The organism is Streptomyces sp. NPDC051921 (genome assembly GCF_040680975.1).
Classification (GTDB): Bacteria; Actinomycetota; Actinomycetes; order Streptomycetales; family Streptomycetaceae; genus Streptomyces.
Genome location: NZ_JBFAXU010000037.1, coordinates 46,199 through 69,860, shown reverse-complemented (window position 1 = coordinate 69,860; position 23,662 = coordinate 46,199). Strand labels below are relative to the sequence as shown.

Below are 23,662 nucleotides of genomic sequence, written 5' to 3'. Positions count from 1 at the left end.
CCCCCTTCTCCCGAAGTTACGGGGGCATTTTGCCGAGTTCCTTAACCATAGTTCACCCGAACGCCTCGGTATTCTCTACCTGACCACCTGTCATCTCGTCCCCTCCCGCGGCCCGGTGCGGCCGGAGGGCGAGCGGCGCGAGCCCCGCCGGATCGGCAGGACGGCTCAGCGTGCCAGGTGGTCCCGGCCGATCGGCGAGACGACCTAGCGTGCCCGGTAGTCCTGCCGCAGCGCGTCGAGGATGTGGGCCGCTTCGGGGAGACCCGCGTTGCGGCAGCGTGCCACGGCCGTCGTCAGGCGGGTGATGGCGTCGTGGTGACGGCCCAGACCGTTGCCCTCGATCAGCGCGGCGATCCGGACCGACTCGGCGCGCGGGACCTCGCCGTCCTCCCCGCCCTGCTCGTAGGCGGCGATGGCGGCCTCCGCCTCCGCCAACGCCTCGGGGAAGCGCTCGGCCTCCGCCAGGACGCGTGCGCGGCGGTAGTGGACGGAGCCGTTCTCGTACCAGCGGGCAAAACCCTCGGTGTCCGCCGGAACGGCGGCCAGGACGGCGTCGGCCCGGACGAGGTGGTCCAGAGCCGTGTCGAGGCCCTCGGCCTCCCGGGCCGCCATGGTGAGCCGGGCGAACTCACACATCATGTGGGTGATCAGGGTCGGGTTCGGGGCCTCGGCGTGGGAGGCGACGGCCCGCTCGTACGCCGCGCCCGCCGCGTCCCAGCGGTCGGCCAGGGCCAGGGTGACGGCGGCCTCCGCGGCGACCAGGGTCCGCACGGGGCCGTCGTCCTCCCAGGCGGCGACGGTGTCCGCGAGACGCAGGAACTCCTCGGCCGCCGGCAGGTGCTCCTCCAGCTCCCGCAGACCGCGCGCCAGCGTCAGGCGCGCCTGTGCGAGCAGGCGTTCGTCGAGGGAGGACGCCGTCTCGTCGTTCAGGACCGACTCCAGGACGGCGACGGCGTCGGCCTGCTGCCCGCTGCGCGCGAGGACGTCGGCCAGCTGGAGCCGCGTCTGGGTCGCGTCGTCGTGAGCCTCGTCCTGGTCGAAACGCGCCGCCGCCTCCGAGAGGTGCCGCACGGCACCGCCCATGTCGCCGGTGTGCGAGGCGGCATGACCCAGCAGGGCGTACGTCGGGGCCATCGGGAAGTCCGTGTCGTCGTAGCGCACGGCGTCGGCGATCGCCTGGTGCAGCAGCTCCACCGCCTCGGCCGGCTCGTCCTTGGTCATCAGGATCTGCGCGAGCAGGCCGCGGGCCCGCGAGCCGCGCCAGGGACGCTCCGAGGCCTCCACGTCCTTGAGGGCCGCACGCAGCTCCGTCTCGGCGCGCACGACGTCGCCGCGGCGCAGCGCCATGTCGCCGACGTACTGCCGGGCACCGGCCACCTGGTGCGGGACCGAGAGGCGCTCCGCTTCGGTGTGCAGGGTGCGGGCGAGCTCGTCGAACCGCCGCACGGCGCCGTCCGACGGTTCCGGGAGCTCGGCCAGGAGCTCCTGGTAGGCGGCGTAGGCGCGGGCGTTCAGCACGATGACGTACTCGAGCCGGCGCTCCAGCCCCACGTCCTCGAAGGCCACGGCCTCTCCCGCCCCGGGGGACTCACCCGTGAACGGGGCGGCGTCCCGGAGACGTTCGGCCTCGGCCATGAGCTCGTCGAGGGCGGCCCGTACCGCGGCCGCGTCGTGGCTGACGCCCCCGTCGGGGTCCGTCGTCCAGGCGACGGCACGGGTGCGTGCGGACAGCGCCTGCCAGGGCATCTCCAGACGTTCGAACAGCTCCGCCGCCCGCCGCAGCTCCGCGACGCCCTCGACGCCCCGCTCCTCGCGGCCGAGACGGGACGCGCGGTGCTCGGCGAGCTCCGCGGACAGCAGGTCCGGCGGGCCGAGCCGGTCGTCGAGGGCGCCGGTGCCCGCGGAGAGGCGTTCGGCGACCCGGTCCCACAGCCGGTCCGCGCCCGGGTGCCCCTGGCGGTCGAGGCGGCGGGCCTCCCGCACGAGGGCCACGAAGTCCTCCGGGACCTCGGTCGTGACGGCGGCCGGCGCGACCGCCGGAACCGCGGCCGCCCTGGTGGCGGACGCCCGGAGGCCGAGCGGCAACGGCTCGTCGAGCAGCGGGCGCCCGGCGAGCCGCGCGCGCCGCAGCTCGCTGACCGCGCTCGTGCCGTTGCGGGCGTCGAAGGCGGCGGCGAGCGGTTCGGCCTCGGCGCGGACGTGGGCGAGGAGTTCGCCCACCGTCCAGGTGCGGCCGGCCGGGCCCGCGACCGTCGTGCCGGTGTGGCCGCCCTCGGCGAGGCGGGTGAGGAGCACCTCGGTACCGGTGAGGAAGCCGAGGTGGTCGAGCGGGGCGCCGGTCGCCTCGAACAGCGGGCGGTTCTCCGCGAGGATCTCCAGCCCACGGCCCTCGTTGCGGGACAGGGCGCAGAACTCCAGGTGGAGACCGACCTCCTCCTGCATGCCGGTGTTGCCGCGGACCCGTCGGTAGCCGGTGAGGTGATGGGAGCGGGCCTCGTCCGTGCGGCCGGCGCGCAGCAGCGGGAGCAGGGCGCGCGCCTGGCTCATCTGCGGTTCCTCGCTGCAGCTCTGGGCGCCCTCCAGGACCGGCCGCCAGGTGTCGAGCGCCCCGGCGTCGTCACCGCCCGCCACCTGGTGCCAGGCGAGGTGCCGGGTCTCGCAGGCCTCGCAGTCGCTCAGCTCGGTGCGCGGCCGGGTGGCCCAGAGGTCGTAGGCGTCGGCGACTCCCGTCCCGGTCTGCCGCGCGACGTGGTAGCGCATGGCGGCGACGGGCTGCAGGCCGTGGTCGGCCGCCTCGTACCGGCTGCGCATCTGGTCGATCCAGCCGTGCACGGCCGCCAGCGGCACCTCGGGCACCTGCAGCAGGGACGTGGTCACCCATTTGAAACGCCAGAAGACCTGGTGGGCCTCCCAGTCGCTGAACGACCCGGGGTCGGTGTCCCACAGCTTCAGGATGCGGGCGAAGGCGACGGGCGACTTGCGGTGCTCACCGGTGAACTCGTACGACCCCATGAGTTCGAGGAGCGCGGTGACGAGCACGTCCGGCTTCTCGACGGCCTCGGCGGCCTCCACCAGCTCCTCGGCGGTGACGGTGCGCGCCAGTCCGTGCGGGCGGTCGTGGTTCTCGCGGAGCGCCTCGACGACGGCCTCGGGAGTGTCCAGCATCTACAGTTCCTTCCGGGGCTCGGAGCCGGGGCCGGCCGTGCCGGGGTGGTGCATGGCGTGGGTGAGCAGGCCGATGAAGGCCCGGTTGAGCAGCGCGCTCTCGCTCGCGCGCAGCGGGCGGCGGCTCAGCAGCAGGGCCTGCCCGTAGAGGGCCTCGGCGGTGGTGACGGCGAGACCGCGTTCGGCGATGGTGATGGCCTGACGGACCAGCGGATTGAGGTGGTTGAGGACGAGCTGGGCGCGCGGGGTCTCGTGACGCAGGGAGCCCAGGATGTCGGCCCACAGGCCGTCGCTGTCGGCGGCGAGACTCGACCGGGTGCGCTCGTGGCGCGCCTCGCGGTTGTCGAGGAGGAGCGCGGGGGCGGTCACGGGTTGGAAGTCGCGCAGCACGACGTCGCAGTCGTGGACGCCGATCGTCTCCCGGGCGACCGCGAGGAAGGCCGCCGCGCGCAGCTCGGCGCTCGGGTCCACGGCGTCCAGATGGGCCGTGACCGTGGCCGGATCGAGGTCCGTGACGGCCGTGCCGGGGCGGACCTCGGGGAGCCGGTGCACGAGATCCCGGTCGTAGGTGTAGCCGCCGTTGACGACGCCGAGACCCGCGGCCGCGGCGATCGGGGCGACCTGGCGGAACTCCTCGACGCTCCGGGTGACCAGGACGGTCGGGTGGGTCCGGGCGAACTCCTCCAGCGTGACGTTCCCGTCCGTGGTCTCGAACGGCAGCCACGGCAGCACGATGCGCAGCAACTCGTCGTCGTAACGGGCGAGTGCCTTGACCGCGAGGTGGTGGGTGTCGATGAAGCGGTGCAGCAGGGCCGGGTCGCTGGCGGCGAGCCCGGTGAGCCAGTCGCGGATCCGTTCGCCCAGGGCGTCCCGTACGGCGGACAGGGTGCCGTCCTCGTACAGCGATTCGCGCGAGGCGGTCGGTCGCAGGCTGGTGGTGTCGACCACGCAGCGCACGAAGAACGCCCAGTCGGGGAGGAGTTCCGGCGCCTGGTCGGTGAGCAGCATGCCCTTGAGGTGGACGCGGTGGCCCGCGCGCTGGGCAGGGCTCACGGCGGTGGGAAGGACGTACGCGACGCCCCGCAGTCCGGCCGCCGGCAGGTCCAGTTCGATGGTGTCGAGCGGGGTGAAGTCGAAGAGTCCGCGGCAGTACGCGGTCAGCGCCTCGCGGCGGGCCAGCGGAGAGCGATGGGTCTGCTCCCACGGCGGGGTCTCGTTGATCCGTTGGCTCTCGCCGCGCGGCCCGACGACGGTGACCTCGTGCCGCAGCAGGCCGCCGTAGTGCCGGGCCAGGGCGACGACCTGTTCGGGACTCGTCCACTCGGCGTTGTCGGCCCGGGGAACGAGCCGCACGGTCGTGCCGGGCTCGGGCACGGCCGAGGCGGGCAGGGTGCGGATGGTGTAGCGCCCGTCGGAGTGGCCCCGCCACTCGACGGCGGGCGTGGCCGGGTCGGCGGCCGACCTGCTGAGGACGGTGATCTCGTCGGCGACGACGAAGCAGGCCAGGAGGCCGATGCCGAACTGGCCGATGAACTCGCCGCGGGCGGCGTCCAGGCCGGCCCCGTCGAGGGCACCTCCGGCGGTCCTCTTGGAGCTGCGCCCGATGGTGGCGAGGAACCGGTGGACGTCGGCCTCGGTCAGGCCGACGCCGGTGTCCGTGACGGTGAGGGTGTCACCGGTCCGCACCGTGATCGTGCCGGGCGTGCCGGGGGCGAGGGCCTGCCGGGCGGTGATGGCGTCGACGGCGTTCTGCAGCAGCTCGCGCAGGTAGACGCGGGGGCTCGAGTAGAGGTGGTGGGAGAGCAGGTCGACCAGGCCGCGCAGATCGACCTGGAAGGTGTGTGCGGTCTCGGAGTGGGACACCTGGCACAGTCTTTCGGTGGCGCGCCCACGCGCACGGGGGCGCGGGCGGGATGCGAACGGGTGGATACGCGTGGGGACGGGCGGGCACGCGCGGCGCGCGGGACGGGCGCCTCGGGCGCAGCCGTCGGGCGGTCGGTCAGCTGCCGGTGAACGCGCGGTGCTGCTTGTAGGCCCTGGCCGGGTCGGATCCGTTGACGTAGTACCAGGGGAACTCGGTGACCCGCCCCTCCGTGGCCCGGAAGCACTCCCGCGCGGAGGCGACGTCCCCCGTCATCGAGAACGCCATGGCGAAGGTGTTGTAGACCTGGAGCCAGCCGCCCCGGCGCACGAAGTCCGGGTGCCGGTACGAGTGGTCCGCGGCCTTCTGGAGGGAGGCGGCCACCTCGGGGCGCTGGATGTAGCGGGCGTCCGCGCCGCGGTCGAGGGCGAGCCAGTGTTCCAGGTGGGCGACCGCGACGAGCTGTCCGAGCGACGTGCCGCCGGGCGCGCCGAAGGCCGACTCCCGTGCGAAGGCGTGCATCTCCTCGTGAGACCCGCTCCACTTCTCGCACACCTGCTGCAACTGCTGCTGGTGCGCCCCCAGGTGGTGGGGGTCACGGCGCACGGTCGCCTCGAACCTGCGGCGCGCCGTGTCCTGGCCCACCTGGAGCCCCCGGCCGGTGATCTGCAGGCCGTACCAGGGTGAGGTCCACCCGGGCTCCTGCTCCGCCACCTCGTACAGCCACCGCTCGGCCGTGCGCAGACGCGCGTGGAACACCTCGAACTGCTCACGCGAGACGTCCTTGGCGCGGGCGCCGGTCCGGGCCTCCCACCCCCAGCTGATGTGACGGATCCCCGCCACCAGGCGCGGCAGCGGCGCGTCCGGCTCGGCTTCGAGCACGGGCGCGATCCACTCCTCCACCCCCGCGGTGTCACCCACGGCCCACAGGAGCTCCGTCCGGTCCTCGCTCTCGGACCGCGCCTCCAGCACCGTCCGCACGGTCGCCCAGTCCGCCGCGGCGGCGGCCTCGCGCACCCGACGCACCTCGGGATCCCCGGAGTCCTGCTGCAGCCTGACGGGAGGCCGGCCGACCCATTTCCCCAGCGTGAGCCCCCAGTCCCGGAGCAACGCCATGTCCCCACCCCTTGCCATGTTCGAACGGGCAGGTCATCGATCACCCCGCCCGGTGGAGTAGTGACTATCACGCGCGTCCGACAATCGCACACCAGTATGTGGACGGCGGGGATTCCCCGAGGTCCGGGCTACTCCACCGTCAGGTGGTAGACGACGTCCAGGACGAAGCCGTAGTCCGCCTCCGCCCTGAAGTCGACGACGTACTTGCCCGGGGGCAGCGGAGCGATCGCGGACCACATGCCCCAGCAACGGTGGAACCAGAGCCGGTGGTGGAACGCGGGGGACAGGAACTCGCGCACCTCCAGGGGAACGCCGTCGAGATGCGCCGTGGCCGTGACGACCTCCGGCGTCGAGTGCCACTTGACCGGCAGCGACCACCACGAGTTGATCACGGGGAGGAAGACCGGGGTTCCCGCGGGGACGGTGCAGTGACGGACGGCCCTGCCGCCGAAGGTGCCTGCCAGGAACCAGACGTCCTTCGGCTGGCGGCGGCTCGCGTGCTTGCCCTCCCGGTCCTTGATCGGATCGAGCCACGGAGGAGCCGATCTCGCCCACTTGTACCAGCGGGCCGCCAGCTCCCCTCCCTCGTCGTCACTCAGCTTCCAGTCGGCTTCCTGCACCTTCACGTCCCACCCCTGTCTTCCCGCCTCCCCGTGTTCCGCGGAGGCTGCGAACAGCCAGACTGTAGGGGAACTGCGGAGCGGGCCCGCGCCCGCGCGACGGTCGCGGCCGGACGGCGGGCCGGCGATCCGGCGATCCGGCGATCCGGCGGCCCGGGGGCCCGGATGCCCGGCGCACCGGGGGCCCGGCGATCCGGCGGCCCGGATGCCCGGCGCACCGGGGGCCCGGCGATCCGGCGTCCGCGCCGGAACGGCGCGCGGGGCGCGGCCGTCGACAGACCGTCAGTGCGCCGTCACACTGGGTGCGGAGGTGCGTTACATGACCCACGCCGACCGGCCCGACGGCATGCGGGCCACCGTACGGGAGACGTACGGCCCGGCCGATCTCAGCGCGGTCCCGGTCTTCGCCGGTGGCTTCATCAACTTCGGCTACTGGCGGCCGGAGGACCTCGACGGCCCGCCCACCGTCGACGACCGGATCCGCAGTCAGCAGGACCTCTACCGGCGCGTGCTGGACAGCGCGGGGGCGCTCGACGGCGCCCTGCTGCTGGAGGTGGGGTGCGGACTGGGCATGGGCTGCGCCCTGGCCCTGGAGGAGTACGGGCCGGCCCGGGTCACCGGCATGGACATCCACCCCCAGCAGCTGGACCGGGCCCGCCGGGCCAACGCCGGCCTGCTGGACGGGTCCGGGCGCGAGCGGTTGCGGCTGGTGCGCGGGGCCGCCGAGCGGATGCCGTTCGGGGACGCCGAGTTCGACTGCGTCTACAGCGTGGAGGCCGCGCAGCACTTCGACGACCTGGGGCTGTTCGCCGCCGAGACCGCGCGGGTGCTCCGCCCCGGCGGCCGGGCCGCCGTGACCAGCTTCTTCGCCCGGGACCCCGGAGCCGCTCCCCGACTGGCCGAACTGCTCGACACCTTCTCCGAAGGACTGGACATCGCCCGCCCGCCCGCCGAACTGACCGACGCCCTGGCCCGTTCGGGACTGGCCGAGGTGCGCTGCGAGTCCATCGGCCCCTCGGTCTGGCCCGGCTGGGACCACTGGCTCTCGGCGCAGTGGAAGCCGGGTACCTGGCCGAGGAACTTCCGGCACGCCTGGGAGCAGGGCCTCCTCGACTACTACGTCATCACCGGCGTCCGTCCGTAGCGGCGCGCGGGGCGGCGGCCTTCGGGCGGTCGGCGGGCGGGGCGGACGGCCTCCGGCCGGGTGGTGGGCGCGACGCCTGCCGAGGGCGTCAGACGTCCGTGCCCAGGGCGGCGGGGTCGCCGTCCGCCGCCCAGGTCCGACGCAGGTGGCCGATCTCCAGGGCGACGGCCTCCCGCATCAGTTCGCGGGCGTGGGCCACGGTCAGGGCGGCGGTCAGCCATCGCGTGCTCAGCCCCTCCAGGAGGGCCGTCAGACGCTCCGCCGACGCGGTGAGGGTCGGGGCCGGGGCCGTCGGGCAGGCCTGGGCCAGTAGCGCCGCGACCTCGTGCACCCAGGTGAGACCGGCCCTGGCCAGGTCCGTGCGCAGCTCCGGCTCGAAGACCGCGCTGGCGCGCAGCTCGCCCCAGGCCGTGCTGTTCTCCCGCACCTCGGCGAGGTCCTGGAACTCCAGCAGCAGGGACCGTTCCAGCTCCTGATGCGGGTCGAACGCCCCGCCCGTCCCCTCCTGGTCGGCCGTGTAGCGGTCGGCCCGGTCGCTGATGAACTCGAGCGTGTGGCGCAGGATCCCTGCCCGGTCCTTGAAGTGGTAGTAGATCAGCGCGGTGGACACTCCCGCCTCGGCGGCCAGCTCCTCCACCCGCAGTCCGCGGACCCCCCGCCGGGCTATGACCCGGGCGGCCCCCTCCAGGATTGCCGTGCGGCGGTCCGTGGCCACGCATCCTCCTTGTCGATTCCCCGAGTGTCCCATGTTGACTGAATCTTTAGTTCGCTTCCCCTCTCCCCCTCTTCCGCGCGTGCGTGCGGTGTGGGCGGTGTGGGCGGTGGTTCGGGCAGTGCGGCCGGTGTGTCGGGTCAGGCGGCGGGCTTGCCGGGCTGGTCATGGGTGGAGCAGTGGATGCCGCCGCCGCCCGAGGCGATGGTGTCGATCGCGACCGTGACGATGTCGCGCTCGGGGAAGTGCTCCTGGAGGATGCCCTTCGCCCGGTTGTCGGCCTTCCGGTCGCCGAACTCGGGCATGAAGACGGCGTCGTTGGCGACGTAGAAGTTGGCATAGGTGGACACGAAGTCGTCGCCCTCGCCGGTGATCCTGTCCAGGTCGGGCTGCGGCAGGTCGATGACCTCGAAGCGCCGGCCGCGCGCGTCGGTGGCCCGTGACAGCACGGACTTCGCCTGGTCGGCGGAGCGCGACCAGGAGTCGGCGGGGGAGCCGGGGAACGCCCGGTCCAGCAGGACGACGCCGGGGGCGGTGAAGCGGACGAGGCTGTCGACGTGCGCGTCGGTGATGTCCTCGCCGCGGACGCCCGCCAGCCAGATCACCTTCTCGATGCCGAGGGTCTCCTTGAGCTCGGCCTCGATCCGGTCCCGGTTCCTGCCCCGGTTGCGGTTGTCGTTGACGATCGAGCTCTCGGTGACGAGCAGGGTGCCCTCGCCGTCGGTCTCGAAGGAGCCGCCTTCGGCGACCAGCGGCGCCTCGACGCGGGGGATCCGGTACTTCCCGAGCAGGGTCTCGCCGACCAGGGCGTCGTTCTCGTGCTGCTGCTTGTTGCCCCAGCCGTTGAAGTTGAAGTCGACGCCGACGACGGCACCGTCCTCCTCGACGAACACCGGGACGGTGTCGCGGGCCCACAGGTCGTCGACCTCCAGGGGGATGACCTCGACCTGGGATCCGCACGCCCGCTGGGCCGCCTTCAGCTGGTCGGGACGGGCCATCATCACGACCGCCTCGTACTCCCCGACGGCCCGCGCGATCCGTGCGATGTCCTCGCGCACGTAACGCAGGTCGTCCTCCCAGACCGCCTCCAGGGCCGGCCAGGACATGAAGGTGCGGGTGTGGCTCTCCCACTCGGCGCCCAGTCGGCGCTCCCCGCCCTTCTCGGCGTCCGTGTCCGTGCTGCCGGGCGCGTCGGCCGGACCGGGGTCGGCGGGGCCGCAGGCCGAGGCGCCGAGGACGAGCGCGCTGATTCCGGCGAAGGAGCGGAGGGCGGAGCGTCGGGAGGGGAGGAAGGTCACGGTGGACTCCGATCGTGGACTGACAGGACGGAGGCGTCCCGCCGGGGTGGGGGCACGGGGAGGAGGCGCGAGGCGCCGTGAGAGTCCTGCTTCAAGAGTGCGTGACGCGAACCCCGAGCGCCTCTGGCCGCGACGGCGGGAACGGCCTCGTGTCCCACACTGACACTGACTGGAATTTCAGTCAAACGAACGGGGGTGCGCAGTCCAACCGCCGCTGCGTGCCGCGCCCGTCGCGCGCGGCGCCGTCGTGTCGGTCGCGGTCCGGCGGGCGGCCGTCGAGCGGGGGTCCGCCGTCAGGTGCGGGCGGCCCGGGCGGCGGAGGGCGTGGTGCGGGTGGCGCCCGTGGCGCGGGTGACGTGCCGAGGCCCTGCAGGGGATCCGCGGCGTGGGCGTCGTGCATCGGGACCTCAAGCCCGCCAACGTCCTGCTCGCCGCCGACGGCCCGCGCGTCTGGCCGGGTGCGGGCCGAGGGCGTGAGCGGGGCCGGGAAGCCGCCAGGTAGGGTGCGGACATGGCAACTCGCAGTACTCAGATCCTCGAAGCCGCAGCGCGGGTGATCGCCCGGCGCGGGATCCGCGGGCTGCGGGTGGAGGAGCTCGCGGCCGAGGCCGGTGTCTCCACGGCGCTCATCTACTACTACTTCAAGGACCGCGCCGGGATCCTGCGTCACACGCTGGAGTACATCAACGACCGCGCCGAGCGCTACACGACCGACCGAGACCCGGACGCCCCGCCGCTGACCCCGCGCGAGGAGCTGGAGGAGACGCTCCTCCTGGAGCTCCAGGACACCGTCGAGGTGCGGGAGAACAGCGCGGCCTGGGGCGAGTTGCGGGCCAGCGCCGTCTTCGACGAGCTGCTGCGCGAGGATCTCGCGAGGGCCACCCTGGTGTGGACCCAGGAGGTGGCCGCGCTGCTCGGCCAGGTGGAACCCATGGCGTCGGCTTCCGACCTCGCCGCGGCGGGGGAGCGGCTCACCGCCCTGCTGGAAGGGCTGAGCATGCGATGGCTCGGCGGCGGGATCAGGATCGACCACGCGCGAGCGCTGCTGCGGGGCGCCATCGAAGCGGAGCTGGCCGGCCTCCGCTGAGCCCGCGTCACCCGCGCGGGGCCCGGGCGCGTCGACACCCGGCTCGTCCGCTCCTCGTGCCGGACGCCGCCCTTTCTGCGCCCCTTCTGTCAGGGAAAGGGGCGCTTCGAGCTGCTGGTCACGGAAAGGGGCGCTCCGCGCGGCGTGACCGGGACGCATCCTGGCCCGCACTCCCCTTCCGTGAGTGGCGGGCGGCCTCACACCCGAGACCTTGACTGTCTTTTCAGTCAGTGTCAGAGTGTGCGAACCGCCGAGAACGGACCACATGTGCGTCCGCCGCGGCTCACGTGCCTTCCGGGCCCCCTGCGGGCCACGCCGCCCCGCTCGCCTCCTGGGCCGATCACCCGCCGCGTCCGGCCTGCACTTCCTCTGATGCTCGCCATGGCGCGCGGGCTTCGATCCACCCCTGGACTGCCTCTTGACTGAAATTTTAGTTAAGAGGAAGATTCCGTTCACCGAAGAGAGAGCTCAGATGACCGCATTCCGTATGCCTGCCGAGTGGTCCGAACACGAGGGCTGTCTGATGGCCTGGCCCACCCGCCCCGACCTCTGGGGCAGCGTCCTGGAGGACGTCAAGGAGGAGTACGCGAACGTCGCCCGGGCCATCGCGGAGTTCGAGCCGGTGACCATGGTCGCCCCGCCCGGCCACGGCGACGAGGCCCGCAGCTGGTGCGGCCCGGAGATCACGGTCGTGGAACTGCCGCTCGACGACTCCTGGTTCCGGGACTCCGCCCCGCTGTTCGTCCTCGACGGTGACGGGCGCCGGGCCGGCGTCGACTTCCGCTTCAACGCCTGGGGCCGCAAGCACCACCCCTACGACTCCGACGACCGGGTCAGCGCCCTGCTCCTCGACCGGCTCGGGGTGGAGCGCATCGCCTCCGACATGATCCTCGAAGGGGGTGCGATCACGGTCGACGGCGAGGGCACGCTGATCACGACCGAGCAGTGCCTCCTGCATCCCAACCGGAATCCCGGCATGAGCCGGGACGAGATCGAGGCCGAGCTGAAGTCCCAGCTGGGCGTCCGTAAGGTTGTCTGGCTCCCGTACGGTGGTCTGCTCGACACCGAGACGGACGGCCACGTCGACGGGGTCTGTGCCTTCGCCGCCCCCGGCAAGGTCGTCGTCTCCCTCCCCGACGACCCCGCGCACCCCGACCACGCCCGGATGCGGGCCAACCGCGCGGTACTGGAGGTCACCACCGACGCCCAGGGCCGGTCGCTGGAGATCATCGATGTCCCCCAGGCCGCGTTCGTCGACATGCCCGACGGCGAGGTCGAGGTGTCATACCTGAACTACTACGTCGCCAACGGCGGTGTCGTCGTGCCCGTCGCCGGCCTGCCCCAGGACGACGCGGCCCTCGCGGTGATCGCCGAGGCCCATCCCGGCCGCAAGGTGGTCGGCGTGCGGGCGATCGCGATCGCCTTCGGCGGCGGGGGAGTGCACTGCATCACGCAGCAGATCCCCGTCGCGCGCCCCCTGCCGTAACCGGACCGGCCCCGACCGCTCCTGCCGGACCGTCCCCGCGGTCCGGCAGCCTCCCCCCTCGCGTACGCACAGACCGTACGGAAAGAGAGCGCGACGATGATCACACCCGTACTCCGCACCAGTAGACGCGCAGGCGCGCTGCGCGGGCGCGCGTCCGGCCGCCCGCTCGCCGCCGCGGCCGCCCTCCTGACGTCCGCAGCACTGCTCGCGGCCTGTTCGGGGCCGCCCAGAACCGGTGGCGACGCCGGCGGCGTCTCCCTGTCGAAGGGCACGCCCGCCGCCAAGGGCGAGATCGACTCCTTCAGCTGGGCCGTCTACGCCGAGCCGCCCACGCTCGACTACACCGTGGCGTTCGACTACCCGCAGAACACCATCCTGTCCAACGTGTGCGAGAGCCTGATGCGCTGGACCCCGGGCCTCACCGTCGAGCCCGGCCTGGCCCGCGAGGCGTCGAACCCGGACCCCACCACCTGGGTCTACGACCTCCGCCCCGGGGTGCGCTTCCACGACGGCAAGGTGATGACGGCCGACGACGTCGTGTACAGCCTGGGCCGGCAGACCGACCCGAACAACGCCGCCGCGTGGGCCCAGGTGTTCCAGAACGTCGCCACCGTCAGCAAGACCGGTCCGCTGCAGGTCACCGTCAGGCTCAAGAAGCCCGACTCCCAGTTCCCCCAGTACATGGCCACCGCCGCCGGAGTCGTCGCGTCCAAGGCCGGGGTCGAGGCGGCGGGCAAGGACTACGGCACCTCCGGGGGCCTCGCCTGCACCGGCCCGTTCGAGCTCGGTACCTGGAACAAGGGCCAGTCCGTCGAGCTCGGCCGCTTCGACGGCTACTGGGGCACGAAGGCCAAGTCCGGCAAGGTCGTCTTCCGCTTCATGACCGATCCCTCGGCCCGTACCAACGCCCTGCTCAGCGGGGAGGCCGACGGAGGCTACCTCATACCGACCGAGAGCTACGGGCGCCTCAGGAGCAGCGGCGTCGGCACCCTCTACTTCGGCGAGGGCCTGAGCACGGTCAACGTCAACATCACCAACATGAAGGGCCCGCTCGGAGACGTACGCGTCCGCCGTGCGCTCTCCCTGGCCCTGGACCGCGGCGGGTTCGTCAAGGCCGGCCTCGGCGGCGCGGGCACCGTCACCCCCTCCCTCACCACCCGCGCCGCCTGGGCGGCGGGATCGGAGCAGACCAGGAAGGCCGCCCTCGACGCCCTGCCCCCGACCGCTCCCGACCTCGCGAAGGCCAAGGCCCTGGTCAAGGAGGCCGGCGCCACCGGCAAGACGCTCACCGTCGCCACCAGCTCCATCGGCCAGGACGTCTCCCTCCTCGCCACCGCCGTGCAGTCGGCCGGTGCCCAGATCGGCCTCGACGTCCGGCTCAAGACGATCGCCCCGAACGCGTTCACCGCACTGTTCACGGATCCCGAGGCGCGCGAGGGCATCGACATGTTCCCGCTCACCTACTACGACTCGATCACCGACCCGCTGGACCTGCTCACGAGCTTCAAGACCGGCGCGTACCTGAACTTCGCCGGCTACAGCGACAAGACGTACGACGCGGGCGTCGAACGGGCGACCGCCGAGTACGACCCGGACAAGCGCCTGGTGATCGAGACGGAGCTGCAGAAGCACGCCGCCGAGCAGCTGCTGTGGATCCCGGTGGCCGAGTGGCCCACCGCCGTCTTCCTCAACAAGAGGATCACCGGCGCCCCCACGACCATCGCGTACATGTACTACCCGTGGGCCGCCGACGTGGGGGCCGCGCGGTGAGCTTCCTCGGATTCGCCGCCCGGCGTCTCGCGGAGATGGGCGCCACCCTGTTGTGCGCGTCGTTCGTCGTCTTCGGTGCGATGTACCTGGCGCCGGGCAGCCCCGCGAGCTTCCTGCTCTCCGGCCGCTCGGCCTCGCCCGAGGCGCTCGCCGCGATCAACGCCCAGTACCACCTGGACGACCCCTTCCTCGTCCGGTACCTCCGCTGGCTCGGCGACGTGGTCCAGGGCGACTTCGGGCGGTCCATCACCTACCGCACCGACGTCTCCCGGCTGCTGGCCGACCGCCTGCCCACCACCCTCCTGCTGGTGGTGATGGCGCTGGCCGTCGTCCTGGTCGTCGGCCTCGTGCTCGGCCGGGTGGCCGCCGTGCGCGGCGGTGCCACCGACTCCGCGGTCCTCGTCAGCACCACCTTCGCCGTGGGCACGCCCTCGTTCGTCGCGGCCGTGCTGCTCCAGGCCCTGTTCGCCGTCAAGCTCGGCTGGTTCCCGAGCGGCGGCGCCGGCGAGGGCATCCTCGACCGGATCTGGCACCTGACCCTTCCCGCGATCGCCCTCGCCCTCTACCTGATCGGCATGCTCGCCCGGGTCACCCGCTCGGCGATGCTCGAAGCCCTCGGCAGCGAGCACGTCACCGTGGCCCGCAGCCGGGGCGTGCCCGAGCGACAGGTCATCCGCCGCCACGTGTTCCGCAACTCCCTGGGGACCGTCCTGACCACCGGCGGTCTGATCGTCTCGACCCTGCTGGTGTGCACGATCCTCGTGGAGACCGCGTTCAGCATCGGCGGCATCGGCCAGCTCCTCGAACTCTCCACCTCCACCAAGGACTTCCCGACCGTCCAGGCCATCTCCCTGATCATCGTCGCCCTGTTCATGATCGTGAACCTCATCGTCGACCTCCTGCTCCCGCTGGTCGACCCGCGGATCACCCTCGCTTCGAGGAGGTCCTCCGCATGACCGCCGTCCTCACCCGCCGGCCCGGCCTCGCCAGGATCCGTGCCGTCCGCTCACCGCTCCACCTGTGCTGTCTGGGCTTCGTCCTCCTGGTCGCTGCCGGGGCGTTGCTCGCCCCGCTCGTGGTGCCGTACGACCCGAACGCGGTCGACCTCGGCAACGCGCTGGCCGGACCCTCGCCCGAGCACCCGCTCGGCGTGGACGCGGCAGGCCGCGACACCCTCTCCCGCCTGCTCCTGGGCGCCCGCACCTCGTTGCTCGGGCCGCTCGGCGTGGTCCTGTTCTCCACCGTCGCCGGCGTCGTCGTCGGCATGGCGGCGGCCTGGCGGGGCGGCTGGCTCGACTCGGTCCTCTCCCGCAGCACCGAGCTGGTCTTCGCCTTCCCCGGCATGCTGCTGGCGATCCTCATCATCTCGATCTACGGCGAGGGGCTGTCGGCCCCGGTCCTCGCCCTCGCCCTCGCCTACCTGCCCTACGTCAGCCGGCTGACGCGTTCCCTGGCCCTCGCCGAACGCGCACGCCCCTACGTCAGCGCCTACCAGGTCCAGGGCCACTCGGCGCTGCAGATCTGTCTGCGCCACGTCCTGCCCAACATCGCGCCCGTCGTCCTCGCCCAGTCCACCATCAACTTCGGTTACGCCCTCATGGACCTCGCCGGCCTCTCCTTCCTCGGGCTCGGCGTCCCGGCGCTCACCCCCGACTGGGGCCGCATGGTCTTCGACGGCCAGACCGCAGTGCAGCACGGCTACCCGCTGTCCGCGATCCTGCCCTGTGTGCTCATCGTGCTGACGGTCGTCGCGTTCAACGTGGTCGGAGAGCGCTGGGCCGACCGCGTCGCCAGGAGAGACCGATGAACACCACCGACAGGCCCGCACTCGACGTCCGGGGGCTCCGGATCACCCTGCCCGGCACGGCCCGCCCCGTCCTCGACGGGATCGACCTCACCGTCGGAGCCGGCGAGACCGTCGCGCTCGTCGGCGAGTCGGGTTCCGGCAAGAGCCTCACCTCACGCAGCGCCCTGCGCCTCCTGCCGCCCGGCGCCGTCACCGAGGGCTCGGTGCTCGTCGACGGCCACGACGTCCTCACCCTGGACGCCGACCGGCTGCGCACGGTGCGCACCGGCACCGCGGCGATGGTCTTCCAGGACCCGCGGCCGGCCATCAACCCGCTGCGGCGCATCGGCGACTTCCTCACCGAGAGCGTCCGCCTGACGAGGACGATGACGGCCGCCGAGGCCAGGACCCGGGCCGTCGAACTCCTGGAGGCGGTCGGCCTGGACGGCACCGCCCTGGCCAAGTACCCCGGCCAGGTGTCCGGCGGCATGCTGCAGCGCGTCATGATCGCCGCGGCGCTGATGGGCGATCCGGCCCTGCTGCTCGCCGACGAGCCCACCACCGCCCTGGACGTCACGACCCAGGCGGAGGTCATCGCCCTGCTCGCAAAGCTGCGTGAGCGGTTCGGCACCGGGCTGCTGTTCGTCACCCACGATCTGGACCTCGCCGCCGCCATCAGCGACCGGGTCTACGTGATGTATGCCGGCCGGATCGCCGAGAGCGGGCCCGCGGAGGAGATCTTCGCGCACCCCCGCCACCCCTACACGGCCGCCCTCCTGGCCTCCACCCCGCGCATGGAGGGCCCGCAGGGCCGGCTCGCCGCCATCGACGGTCAGCCTCCCGACCTCCGGGTGGAGCTGACCGGTTGCGCCTTCGCCGCCCGCTGCCTCCTGGCCACCGAGGTGTGCGACCTGCGGGCGCCCGCGTCGCTGTCCGCCCCGGGGCGGCCGGGACACCGGGCCGCCTGCCACCACAGCGACCGGCTCGAAGGGAGCGCAGTCGATGCCTGAGAACGCCTCGCAGGTCAAGGACGCGGAGGGCGCCGAGCGCACCTCGTACGGTGAGAACGCCGAGCACGTGCTGGTCGTCAGGGGCCTGCGCCGCACCTTCGGGGCCGTGAAGGCGGTGGACGACGTGTCGTTCACACTGCCGCACGGCGGATCGCTGGGCATCGTGGGCGAGTCGGGCTCCGGCAAGACCACCACGGCGCGGATCGTCGTCGGCCTGGAGCGGGCGGACGAGGGCGAGGTCCACGTGCGCGGCCGGTCCCGGACCGCACGCGGGCGTGGCCGGGTGCGGCGTCTCGCCCGCGCCCGTGAGGTCCAGATGGTCTTCCAGGACCCGTACTCGTCGCTCGATCCGCGGACCAGTGTCGAGGCGGCCCTCCGCGAGACGCTGCGGCTCCACTTTCCCGAGCGGGACCACGCCGGGCGGGTACGGGAACTGCTCGACCAGGTGGGTCTGGGGACGCGCGCGGCCGACGCGCTGCCGCGTCACCTCTCCGGCGGGCAGCGGCAGCGCGTGGCCATCGCGCGGGCCCTGGCCGTCGAGCCGGCCGTGCTCGTGCTGGACGAGGCGGTCGCGGCGCTGGACGTGTCGGTGCAGGCGCAGATCCTCAACCTGCTCGCCGACATCCGGGAGGAGACCTCGATCGGATACCTCTTCATCACCCACGACCTCGGCGTGGTGCGGTGCGTCACCGACGACGTGATCGTCATGCGCCACGGCGCCGTCGTCGAGTCCGGTGCCACCGCCGAGGTGCTCGCCGCTCCGCAACACCCGTACACCCGGCTCCTGTTGGAGTCGGAGCCGCGTCCCGGCTGGGACCCGGAGCGGATCGCGGCGGCGCGTCGGGCGCTGTAGGAGCCGGCGCGCGGTCCGTAGCCGGCGCGCGGTGCGCGGGTGCGCGGTCGGCCCAGGCCCAAGCCGTGGCCCGCGGCCCGTGTCCGTGGTCCGCGACCCGTGGTTCGCGGTCGGCTCAGGCCCCGGCCGCGAGGGTGTGGACCAGGGTCCGCAGCACCGCTCCGCCGTCGGCGTCGGCGTCCAGGGACTCGATCGCGGCCAGTCCGTCGACGGCCGCGGCGACGGCCTCGCCGAGCGGCCGCGGGTCGAAGGCGCCGCCGCGCTCGTCGGCCAGCACCTGGAAGAGGGAGACGAAGCAGGCGCGCCAGCGCCGGTACTCCGCCGCCAGGGACTCCCGTACCCGGTCGTCGTTCAGGGCGTGCCAGTGCAGCGCGGAGTGCAGGTGGGCGAGGTCCGTGCCCTCGGGCGCGCCGAGCAGGGCGAGCACGCGTTCGGCGCGCTCGGCGAAAGTGCCGGGGGCGGCGACCGCCTCCTCCAGGGGCAGGATCCACTCGGGCCGGATGTCGGCGACGACGGCCAGGACGAGGTCGGTCCTGTCCTTGAAGTGGTAATGGCACATTCCGTGGGAAACCCCGCACAGCGCGGCCACGTTGCGCGTGGTGAACCGCTCGCTCATCTCGCCGGCCAGCAGCGTGCGGGCGGCCGCGATCAGGCGGGCGCGGGTCTGCTCGCCCTTCACCGAGGCCCGCGACCGCGGTGCCGCGGGCGTGGGGGGCGGGGATGCGGTGAGGTTCCGGGAGTCCTTCGCGGATGCTGCCATGGCCTCACTCTAGCCAGGCACCGGGGCCGCCACCTGCGGCTTCCGCCCATCTTCGGGGGGCCTGGGGGTGCCGGCCGCCGGGCGGGGCCGACGAGAGCGCACCCTGCCGTCCAGAATATTGACCGAGCGCTCGGTCAGTTCTACGTTTTCGGAACAACCGCGGGAATACCGCGGGGAGTTGACACAGGAGGCAACAGTGAACGATCACGCCGAGAGCAGCCCGCGCAGCGGCGGAGGCCTGGGGCGGCGCCGGTTCCTGAAGGTCGCCGGACTCGCGGCCGTCGGCACGGCACTGGCCGGGACCGAGGCCGCCCACGCCGGCGTCACGCCGCTGGTGAACCGGACCACGGCGGCAGGCGCGTTCGCCGTCCCGATCGAGGACGTCCGGCACACCCGGACCTGGATGGCCTTCCCGGACAGCACGTCGATCTGGGGCAACAAGCTGAGCGGGGTCCAGGCGGACATCGCGCTGATCGCCCGTACGATCGCGAAGTACGAACCCGTCGTCATGTGCGCCAACTCCGGCAGTGCCGCCAGAGCCCGTTCGCTGTGCGGCTCCACGGTCACCGTCATCAGCTCCGTCCCCGTCGACGACTGCTGGATGCGCGACACGGGCCCCGTCTTCCGCACCGACGGGGCGGGCGGCCTCGACGCGGTCGGCCTCAACTTCAACGGGTGGGGCAACAAGCAGACCCACGCGAGGGACGCCCTCGTCGCCGAGCGGATCGCCGCCTACGTCGGCGTCCCGTTCACCTGCGCCGACCTCGTCGGCGAGGGCGGCGCCATCGAACAGGACGGCGCCGGCACCCTGATGGCCACCCGCAGCAGCCTGGTGAACAGCAACCGCAACCCCGGTATGACGGAGCGCCAGATCGAGACGGCCATGTGCGCCGCCTACGGCGCCTCCAAGGTCATCTGGTTCGACGGCGTCCGCAACCAGGACATCACCGACGACCACGTCGACGCGACCTCGCGCTTCCTCGCCCCCGGCCGTGCCGTGGTGCAGATGCCGCTGTCGACCGACACCGACGTCTACGCCAAGGACGCCCGCCGGCAGTACCAGGTCCTGTCCGCCGCCACGACGGCCACCGGCGCTCCGATGGCCGTGAGCAAGATCCAGGGCCCCGACTACTACAGGATCCGCTCCACGAACCGGGACTTCCTCGCCTCCTACGCGAACTACTACGTGTGCAACGGGGCGGTGATCTCCGGCCAGTTCGGCGACACCTCGGCCGACACGGCCGCCCGGGCCACCCTGGCCCGGCTCTACCCGGACCGGGTGATCGAGCAGCTCAACATCGACCGCCTCGGCACGGGTGGCGGCGGGATCCACTGCGTGACCCAGCAACAGCCCGTCCGCTGACGGAGGCGCACGCCGGCCGCCGTCGGGCGTCCGGCCGGACCGGGCGCGCGACGCCCCGCCCCTGCCGGACGCCACCCCACCCCTCCTGGGCAGGCCGCGCGCTTTTCGCGGACCGGCGCCCGCGTGGTCGGAGCGGCTCCCTCCGATTGGCCGTATCCGCACCCGGACGAAACGGGCAGGGTGACTCGGTTGCCGTGCCGTCGTCGGCGTTTCGCGCGCCCTTTCTGGCAGTCTGTCCGCGTGCGGGGGCATGTCATGCGAAAACAGTCCTTAAGGGGTGTGCGTGAACGCGGAGAACCGGAGTCGGACAGTGCGGGCCGCCGCTGGAGTCTCGGCAGCAGTGCTTCTGTTGCTGACAGGGTGTGACGTCCCCGGTGTCTACCGGCCGGCCCGCCCCGCCACCGGCGGTCCGTTCACCTTCTACGTGAGCGCGGACGGTGACGACAGGAACGACGGCCTGTCGCCGGAGAAGGCGTGGCGGACCCTGGACCACGCGAGTGACGTAAGGTTCCAGCCGGGCGACCGGCTACGGCTGAAGGGCGGTGAGCGGTTCGCCGGGAGCATCACCCTGGACGAGGACGAGGCCGGCAGCGAGAAGAAGCCGGTCGTGATCGAGTCGTACGGCGTGGGCCGCGCCACGATCGCACCACGGGGGACGTCCGGCATCACCGTGCGCAACACCGCCGGTGTGGACATCCGGGACATCGCCCTGGTCGGCGACCGCAGGTCGCGCCGCGAGGGAGTCGGCATCGCGCTCCGCAACAGCCTGCCGGGGGCCCGGCGGCTCGACCACGTCCGGATCACGAACGTGGAGGCGAGCGGCTTCCAGAACGGGATCAGCGTCGGCGCCGAGGACGAGGCCGAGGCCGGCTACCACGACGTGCGGATCACCGACGTCTCCGTGCACGACAACCTGGAGACCGGACTCGTCGTCTACGGGCCCGATTTCCGCGCCGAGCACCCCGTCTACGCGCACACCGGACTCCGCGTCGAAGGCGTCAGGGCCTACGCCAACGCGGGTGATCCGGAGAGCGACGAGCGCAACACCGGGAGCGGCATCTCGCTCGGCAGCGTGTCGGACGCGAAGGTGGTGCGCTCGGTGGCCCACGACAACGGCGCGCGTTCCTCCGCGGACGCGGAGGAGGGCCCCGAGGGCATCTGGGTGTACGACTCCACCCGCGTGCTCCTGGAGCGGAACAGGTCCTACCGCAACCGCACCGGCTCACAGGTCGACGGCGGCGGGTTCGGCCTCGACAACAACGTGTCCTCCTCCGTCGTCCAGTACAACCTCGCCTACGGCAACGACGGTCCCGGCTTCCTGGTCTACTCCGGTCAGCCGACCGGTGCTCACCAGAACAACGTCGTCCGCTTCAACATGAGCTGGGACGACGCCAGGAAGCTGCCCGAGTACGGAGGCATCGTCGCCTACGGCACCCGCATGAAGAACCTGGACATCCATCACAACACCGTGGTCATGCGCACCCAGGGCCTCGCGTCGGCGAAGGCCGCGGGCAGTCGGCCGCCGGCCCTGCGGCTGCGTGACGGCATGGTGGGCGTGCGCATCGCCAACAACATCTTCGCGACCGACGGCGGGCCCCTGGTCGAGGCCCAGTCGTCGTACGGTCCGAGCACCGTCCGGCTCCAGGGCAACGACTACTACAGCACGGGCCGGTGGGCTCTCGACTGGGGTGCGACCAGCTACACGTCGCTGACCGGCTGGCGCACGGAGTCCGGCCAGGAGACGCTGAAGGGCGGCCCGACCGGACTCGACGACGACCCGTGCCTGAGCGGCCTCACCGCACCGGTCACCGACGGCGCCGGCGCCGAGAACCTGGTGCCCCGCTGCGACGGAGAGGTGCCCGCCGGCCTCACCCCGCGGTCCCTCGGCATCGACATGGGTCCCGTGGACTACTTCGGCAACCGGGTGTCGGCCACCCCGGTGGTCGGGGCCGTCCAGCGGCCCGCCGACGACTGAGCCGAACGCCGGTCACCGTTCGCCGGAAACCGCCGGTCCGCCGGCCCGGGCCGCGAAAGGGGCGCCGCCCGGTCCGCCGGTCGGGTCCGGCGTTCCGGGCGGCGCCTGCTGCCCTCGCGGTGCCGCTACCTTCCGCCGACCGGGCCGACGTGCAGCGCGGAGGCCGGCACCGCGGACGCGTCGGGACCGGCCGCCGCCATGGAGGCGATGACGGTCCGCAGGGTCTCCGTGGTGGGAGCGGCGGACCGGGGCTCCGGCCGCGGCGCCGGGCGGCCGAGCCCCTTCACGGTCCAGCCGGCCGCCCGCCAGACGTCGTGCGGGAGCGCGTTGCGCCCGTCGACCAGCAGCGGAGTGCGGACCACGCGGGCCAGCTTGACCGGATCCAACGTGCGGTACAGACCCCACTCGGTGAGGTGCAGCACGAGCTCCGCACCCTGGCAGGCCGTCAGCAGGTCCGCGGAGCAGCGCAGCTGGGGGTGGGCGAGCCCGGCCTTCGCCGCGCCCTCGGGGTCGTGCACCCGGACCTGGGCGCCCTGCCGCTGCAGCTCCGCCGCGACGGCGAGCGCCGGCGAGTCCCGGACGTCGTCGCTGTCCGGCTTGAAGGTGGCGCCCAGCACCGTCACCCGCCGGTCGGTCAGGTCGCCGCCGAGGAGCCGCCGGGCGAGCTCGACGGTCCGGGTCCGCTGCCGCTGGTTGATGGCGTCGACCTCGTCGAGGAACGCCACCGCGGGCCCGGCGCCGAGCTCCTGCGCGCGGGCACTGAACGCCCGGATGTCCTTGGGCAGGCAGCCGCCGCCGAAGCCGAGCCCCGCGTTCAGGAACTGCCGGCCGATCCGGGTGTCGTGGCCGAGGGCATCGGCGAGCGTGACGACGTCCGCGTCCGCGGCGTCGCAGACCTCGGCCATCGCGTTGATGAAGGAGATCTTCGTGGCGAGGAAGGAGTTGGCCGCGACCTTGACCAGCTCCGCCGTGTTCGGGTCGGTGTCGATGTAGGGGACGCCCGCCGCGAGCATCGGGGCGTACACGCGGCGCAGCGTCTCGTCCGCCTCCCCACCGGTCACCCCGACGACGATCCGGTCCGGTCGGAGCGTGTCGTCGACGGCGAAGCCCTCGCGCAGGAACTCAGGGTTCCAGGCGACGTCCACGCGCACTCCCGGAGGCGCCAGGTGCGCGACCCGGGCGGCCAGGCGCGCGGTCGTGCCCACCGGGACGGTGGACTTGCCGACGACCAGACAGGGCGCGGACAGATGGGGGGCCAGACCGTCGACGACGGCGTCCACGTACCGCAGGTCGGCGGCCCGGGAGCCGGCCTGCTGGGGGGTCCCGACGCAGATGAAATGGACCTCGCCGTGCGCCGCGGCCTCCCGCAGGTCGGTGGTGAAGCGCAGGCGTCCGGAGTCGAGGGCCCGGGTCAGGACGTCCTCGAACCCCGGCTCGTAGAAGGGGGGTCGGCCTTCGGCGAGGTCGGCCACCTTCGCTGCGTCGACGTCCACACCGAGGACGTCGTGTCCGATGTCGGCCATGCACGCGGCGTGCACGGCTCCCAGATATCCGGTACCGATGACGGTCAATCGCATGCGCTGTGATCCTGTCTGGGCGAGGGGCCCCGGGGGCGGGGAGGAGAAGCGGGTAGGGACCGAGGCGGGTGGGGGTCGT

Annotated in this window: 18 protein-coding genes; 10 read left to right on the top strand and 8 right to left on the bottom strand. The window is 72.9% G+C overall.

All coding sequences use genetic code 11. The annotated features are described in order from the left end of the window. Positions 1-204: 204 nt before the first annotated feature. The 4 genes from AB0M16_RS34305 to AB0M16_RS34290 all read right to left on the bottom strand — a co-directional run bounded on the left by AB0M16_RS34305 (position 205) and on the right by AB0M16_RS34290 (position 6,768). On the bottom strand, positions 205-3,165 hold the full coding sequence (locus tag AB0M16_RS34305) for a hypothetical protein (RefSeq protein WP_365350096.1): 2,961 nt from the start codon (positions 3,163-3,165) through the stop codon (positions 205-207). After that, positions 3,166-5,028, bottom strand: coding sequence for an HSP90 family protein (locus AB0M16_RS34300; RefSeq protein ID WP_365350094.1), 1,863 nt, complete (start codon positions 5,026-5,028; stop codon positions 3,166-3,168). 136 nt (positions 5,029-5,164) lie between these two features. Then, entirely contained in the window at positions 5,165-6,142 is a 978-nt protein-coding gene (locus AB0M16_RS34295) for a hypothetical protein (RefSeq protein ID WP_365350092.1), read from the bottom strand. Positions 6,143-6,270: 128 nt separating this feature from the next. Next, positions 6,271-6,768 (bottom strand): hypothetical protein, encoded by a 498-nt coding sequence (locus tag AB0M16_RS34290; protein WP_365350090.1) that lies wholly within the window; start codon positions 6,766-6,768, stop codon positions 6,271-6,273. A 313-nt stretch (positions 6,769-7,081) separates the two neighbouring features. Here AB0M16_RS34290 and AB0M16_RS34285 point away from each other — a divergent pair, with 313 nt between their 5' ends. Then, positions 7,082-7,906, top strand: coding sequence for a methyltransferase domain-containing protein (locus AB0M16_RS34285; protein WP_365350088.1), 825 nt, complete (start codon positions 7,082-7,084; stop codon positions 7,904-7,906). A gap of 88 nt (positions 7,907-7,994) precedes the next feature. On the opposite strand, the gene AB0M16_RS34280 is transcribed toward AB0M16_RS34285, so the two are convergent. Further along, the gene (locus AB0M16_RS34280) at positions 7,995-8,621 is read right to left on the bottom strand and encodes a TetR/AcrR family transcriptional regulator (protein ID WP_365350086.1); all 627 of its coding nucleotides are present in this window, start codon (positions 8,619-8,621) and stop codon (positions 7,995-7,997) included. A 137-nt stretch (positions 8,622-8,758) separates the two neighbouring features. Next, positions 8,759-9,916, bottom strand: a complete 1,158-nt coding sequence (locus tag AB0M16_RS34275) for an agmatine deiminase family protein (RefSeq protein WP_365350084.1) — start codon at positions 9,914-9,916, stop codon at positions 8,759-8,761. 511 nt (positions 9,917-10,427) lie between these two features. Here AB0M16_RS34275 and AB0M16_RS34270 point away from each other — a divergent pair. The 7 genes from AB0M16_RS34270 (at position 10,428) to AB0M16_RS34240 (ending at position 17,908) form a co-directional block, all read left to right on the top strand. Further along, positions 10,428-11,003 carry a TetR/AcrR family transcriptional regulator gene (locus tag AB0M16_RS34270; RefSeq protein WP_365350082.1) on the top strand — a complete coding sequence of 192 codons (576 nt, stop codon included), beginning with the start codon at positions 10,428-10,430 and terminating at the stop codon, positions 11,001-11,003. A gap of 472 nt (positions 11,004-11,475) precedes the next feature. Then, entirely contained in the window at positions 11,476-12,489 is a 1,014-nt protein-coding gene (locus AB0M16_RS34265) for an agmatine deiminase family protein (protein WP_365350080.1), read from the top strand. A 96-nt stretch (positions 12,490-12,585) separates the two neighbouring features. Then, positions 12,586-14,259: an ABC transporter substrate-binding protein gene (locus AB0M16_RS34260; RefSeq protein ID WP_365350078.1), complete on the top strand. Its 1,674-nt coding sequence runs from the start codon at positions 12,586-12,588 to the stop codon at positions 14,257-14,259. Continuing rightward, positions 14,256-15,215: an ABC transporter permease gene (locus tag AB0M16_RS34255; protein ID WP_365350076.1), complete on the top strand. Its 960-nt coding sequence runs from the start codon at positions 14,256-14,258 to the stop codon at positions 15,213-15,215. The genes AB0M16_RS34260 and AB0M16_RS34255 overlap by 4 nt, the downstream gene beginning before the upstream one ends. Continuing rightward, positions 15,212-16,066 carry an ABC transporter permease gene (locus tag AB0M16_RS34250; RefSeq protein WP_365350074.1) on the top strand — a complete coding sequence of 285 codons (855 nt, stop codon included), beginning with the start codon at positions 15,212-15,214 and terminating at the stop codon, positions 16,064-16,066. The genes AB0M16_RS34255 and AB0M16_RS34250 overlap by 4 nt, the downstream gene beginning before the upstream one ends. Beyond that, on the top strand, positions 16,063-17,055 hold the full coding sequence (locus AB0M16_RS34245) for an ABC transporter ATP-binding protein (RefSeq protein WP_365350071.1): 993 nt from the start codon (positions 16,063-16,065) through the stop codon (positions 17,053-17,055). Before AB0M16_RS34250 ends, AB0M16_RS34245 begins: the two co-directional genes overlap by 4 nt. After that, positions 17,048-17,908: an ABC transporter ATP-binding protein gene (locus tag AB0M16_RS34240; RefSeq protein ID WP_365350069.1), complete on the top strand. Its 861-nt coding sequence runs from the start codon at positions 17,048-17,050 to the stop codon at positions 17,906-17,908. Before AB0M16_RS34245 ends, AB0M16_RS34240 begins: the two co-directional genes overlap by 8 nt. 115 nt (positions 17,909-18,023) lie before the next feature. On the opposite strand, the gene AB0M16_RS34235 is transcribed toward AB0M16_RS34240, so the two are convergent. After that, positions 18,024-18,668 carry a TetR/AcrR family transcriptional regulator gene (locus AB0M16_RS34235; RefSeq protein WP_365350067.1) on the bottom strand — a complete coding sequence of 215 codons (645 nt, stop codon included), beginning with the start codon at positions 18,666-18,668 and terminating at the stop codon, positions 18,024-18,026. A gap of 196 nt (positions 18,669-18,864) precedes the next feature. Between AB0M16_RS34235 and AB0M16_RS34230 the strand changes: the two genes are divergently transcribed. Both AB0M16_RS34230 and AB0M16_RS34225 read left to right on the top strand, forming a co-directional pair. Continuing rightward, the gene (locus tag AB0M16_RS34230) at positions 18,865-20,031 is read left to right on the top strand and encodes an agmatine deiminase family protein (protein WP_365350065.1); all 1,167 of its coding nucleotides are present in this window, start codon (positions 18,865-18,867) and stop codon (positions 20,029-20,031) included. Positions 20,032-20,371: 340 nt separating this feature from the next. After that, positions 20,372-22,006, top strand: a complete 1,635-nt coding sequence (locus AB0M16_RS34225; RefSeq protein ID WP_365350063.1) for a right-handed parallel beta-helix repeat-containing protein — start codon at positions 20,372-20,374, stop codon at positions 22,004-22,006. Positions 22,007-22,131: 125 nt separating this feature from the next. On the opposite strand, the gene AB0M16_RS34220 is transcribed toward AB0M16_RS34225, so the two are convergent. Further along, on the bottom strand, positions 22,132-23,583 hold the full coding sequence (locus AB0M16_RS34220; RefSeq protein ID WP_365350061.1) for a UDP-glucose/GDP-mannose dehydrogenase family protein: 1,452 nt from the start codon (positions 23,581-23,583) through the stop codon (positions 22,132-22,134). Between the last annotated feature and the right edge of the window lie 79 nt (positions 23,584-23,662).

Coding starts and splice junctions, on each gene's coding strand:
- AB0M16_RS34265 (WP_365350080.1), top strand. CDS start 11,476: ATGACCGCATTCCGTATGCCTGCCGAGTGGTCCGAACACGAGGGCTGT.
- AB0M16_RS34285 (WP_365350088.1), top strand. CDS start 7,082: ATGACCCACGCCGACCGGCCCGACGGCATGCGGGCCACCGTACGGGAG.
- AB0M16_RS34270 (WP_365350082.1), top strand. CDS start 10,428: ATGGCAACTCGCAGTACTCAGATCCTCGAAGCCGCAGCGCGGGTGATC.
- AB0M16_RS34305 (WP_365350096.1), bottom strand. CDS start 3,165: ATGCTGGACACTCCCGAGGCCGTCGTCGAGGCGCTCCGCGAGAACCAC.
- AB0M16_RS34250 (WP_365350074.1), top strand. CDS start 15,212: ATGACCGCCGTCCTCACCCGCCGGCCCGGCCTCGCCAGGATCCGTGCC.
- AB0M16_RS34235 (WP_365350067.1), bottom strand. CDS start 18,668: ATGGCAGCATCCGCGAAGGACTCCCGGAACCTCACCGCATCCCCGCCC.
- AB0M16_RS34220 (WP_365350061.1), bottom strand. CDS start 23,583: ATGCGATTGACCGTCATCGGTACCGGATATCTGGGAGCCGTGCACGCC.
- AB0M16_RS34245 (WP_365350071.1), top strand. CDS start 16,063: ATGAACACCACCGACAGGCCCGCACTCGACGTCCGGGGGCTCCGGATC.
- AB0M16_RS34260 (WP_365350078.1), top strand. CDS start 12,586: ATGATCACACCCGTACTCCGCACCAGTAGACGCGCAGGCGCGCTGCGC.
- AB0M16_RS34295 (WP_365350092.1), bottom strand. CDS start 6,142: ATGGCGTTGCTCCGGGACTGGGGGCTCACGCTGGGGAAATGGGTCGGC.
- AB0M16_RS34240 (WP_365350069.1), top strand. CDS start 17,048: ATGCCTGAGAACGCCTCGCAGGTCAAGGACGCGGAGGGCGCCGAGCGC.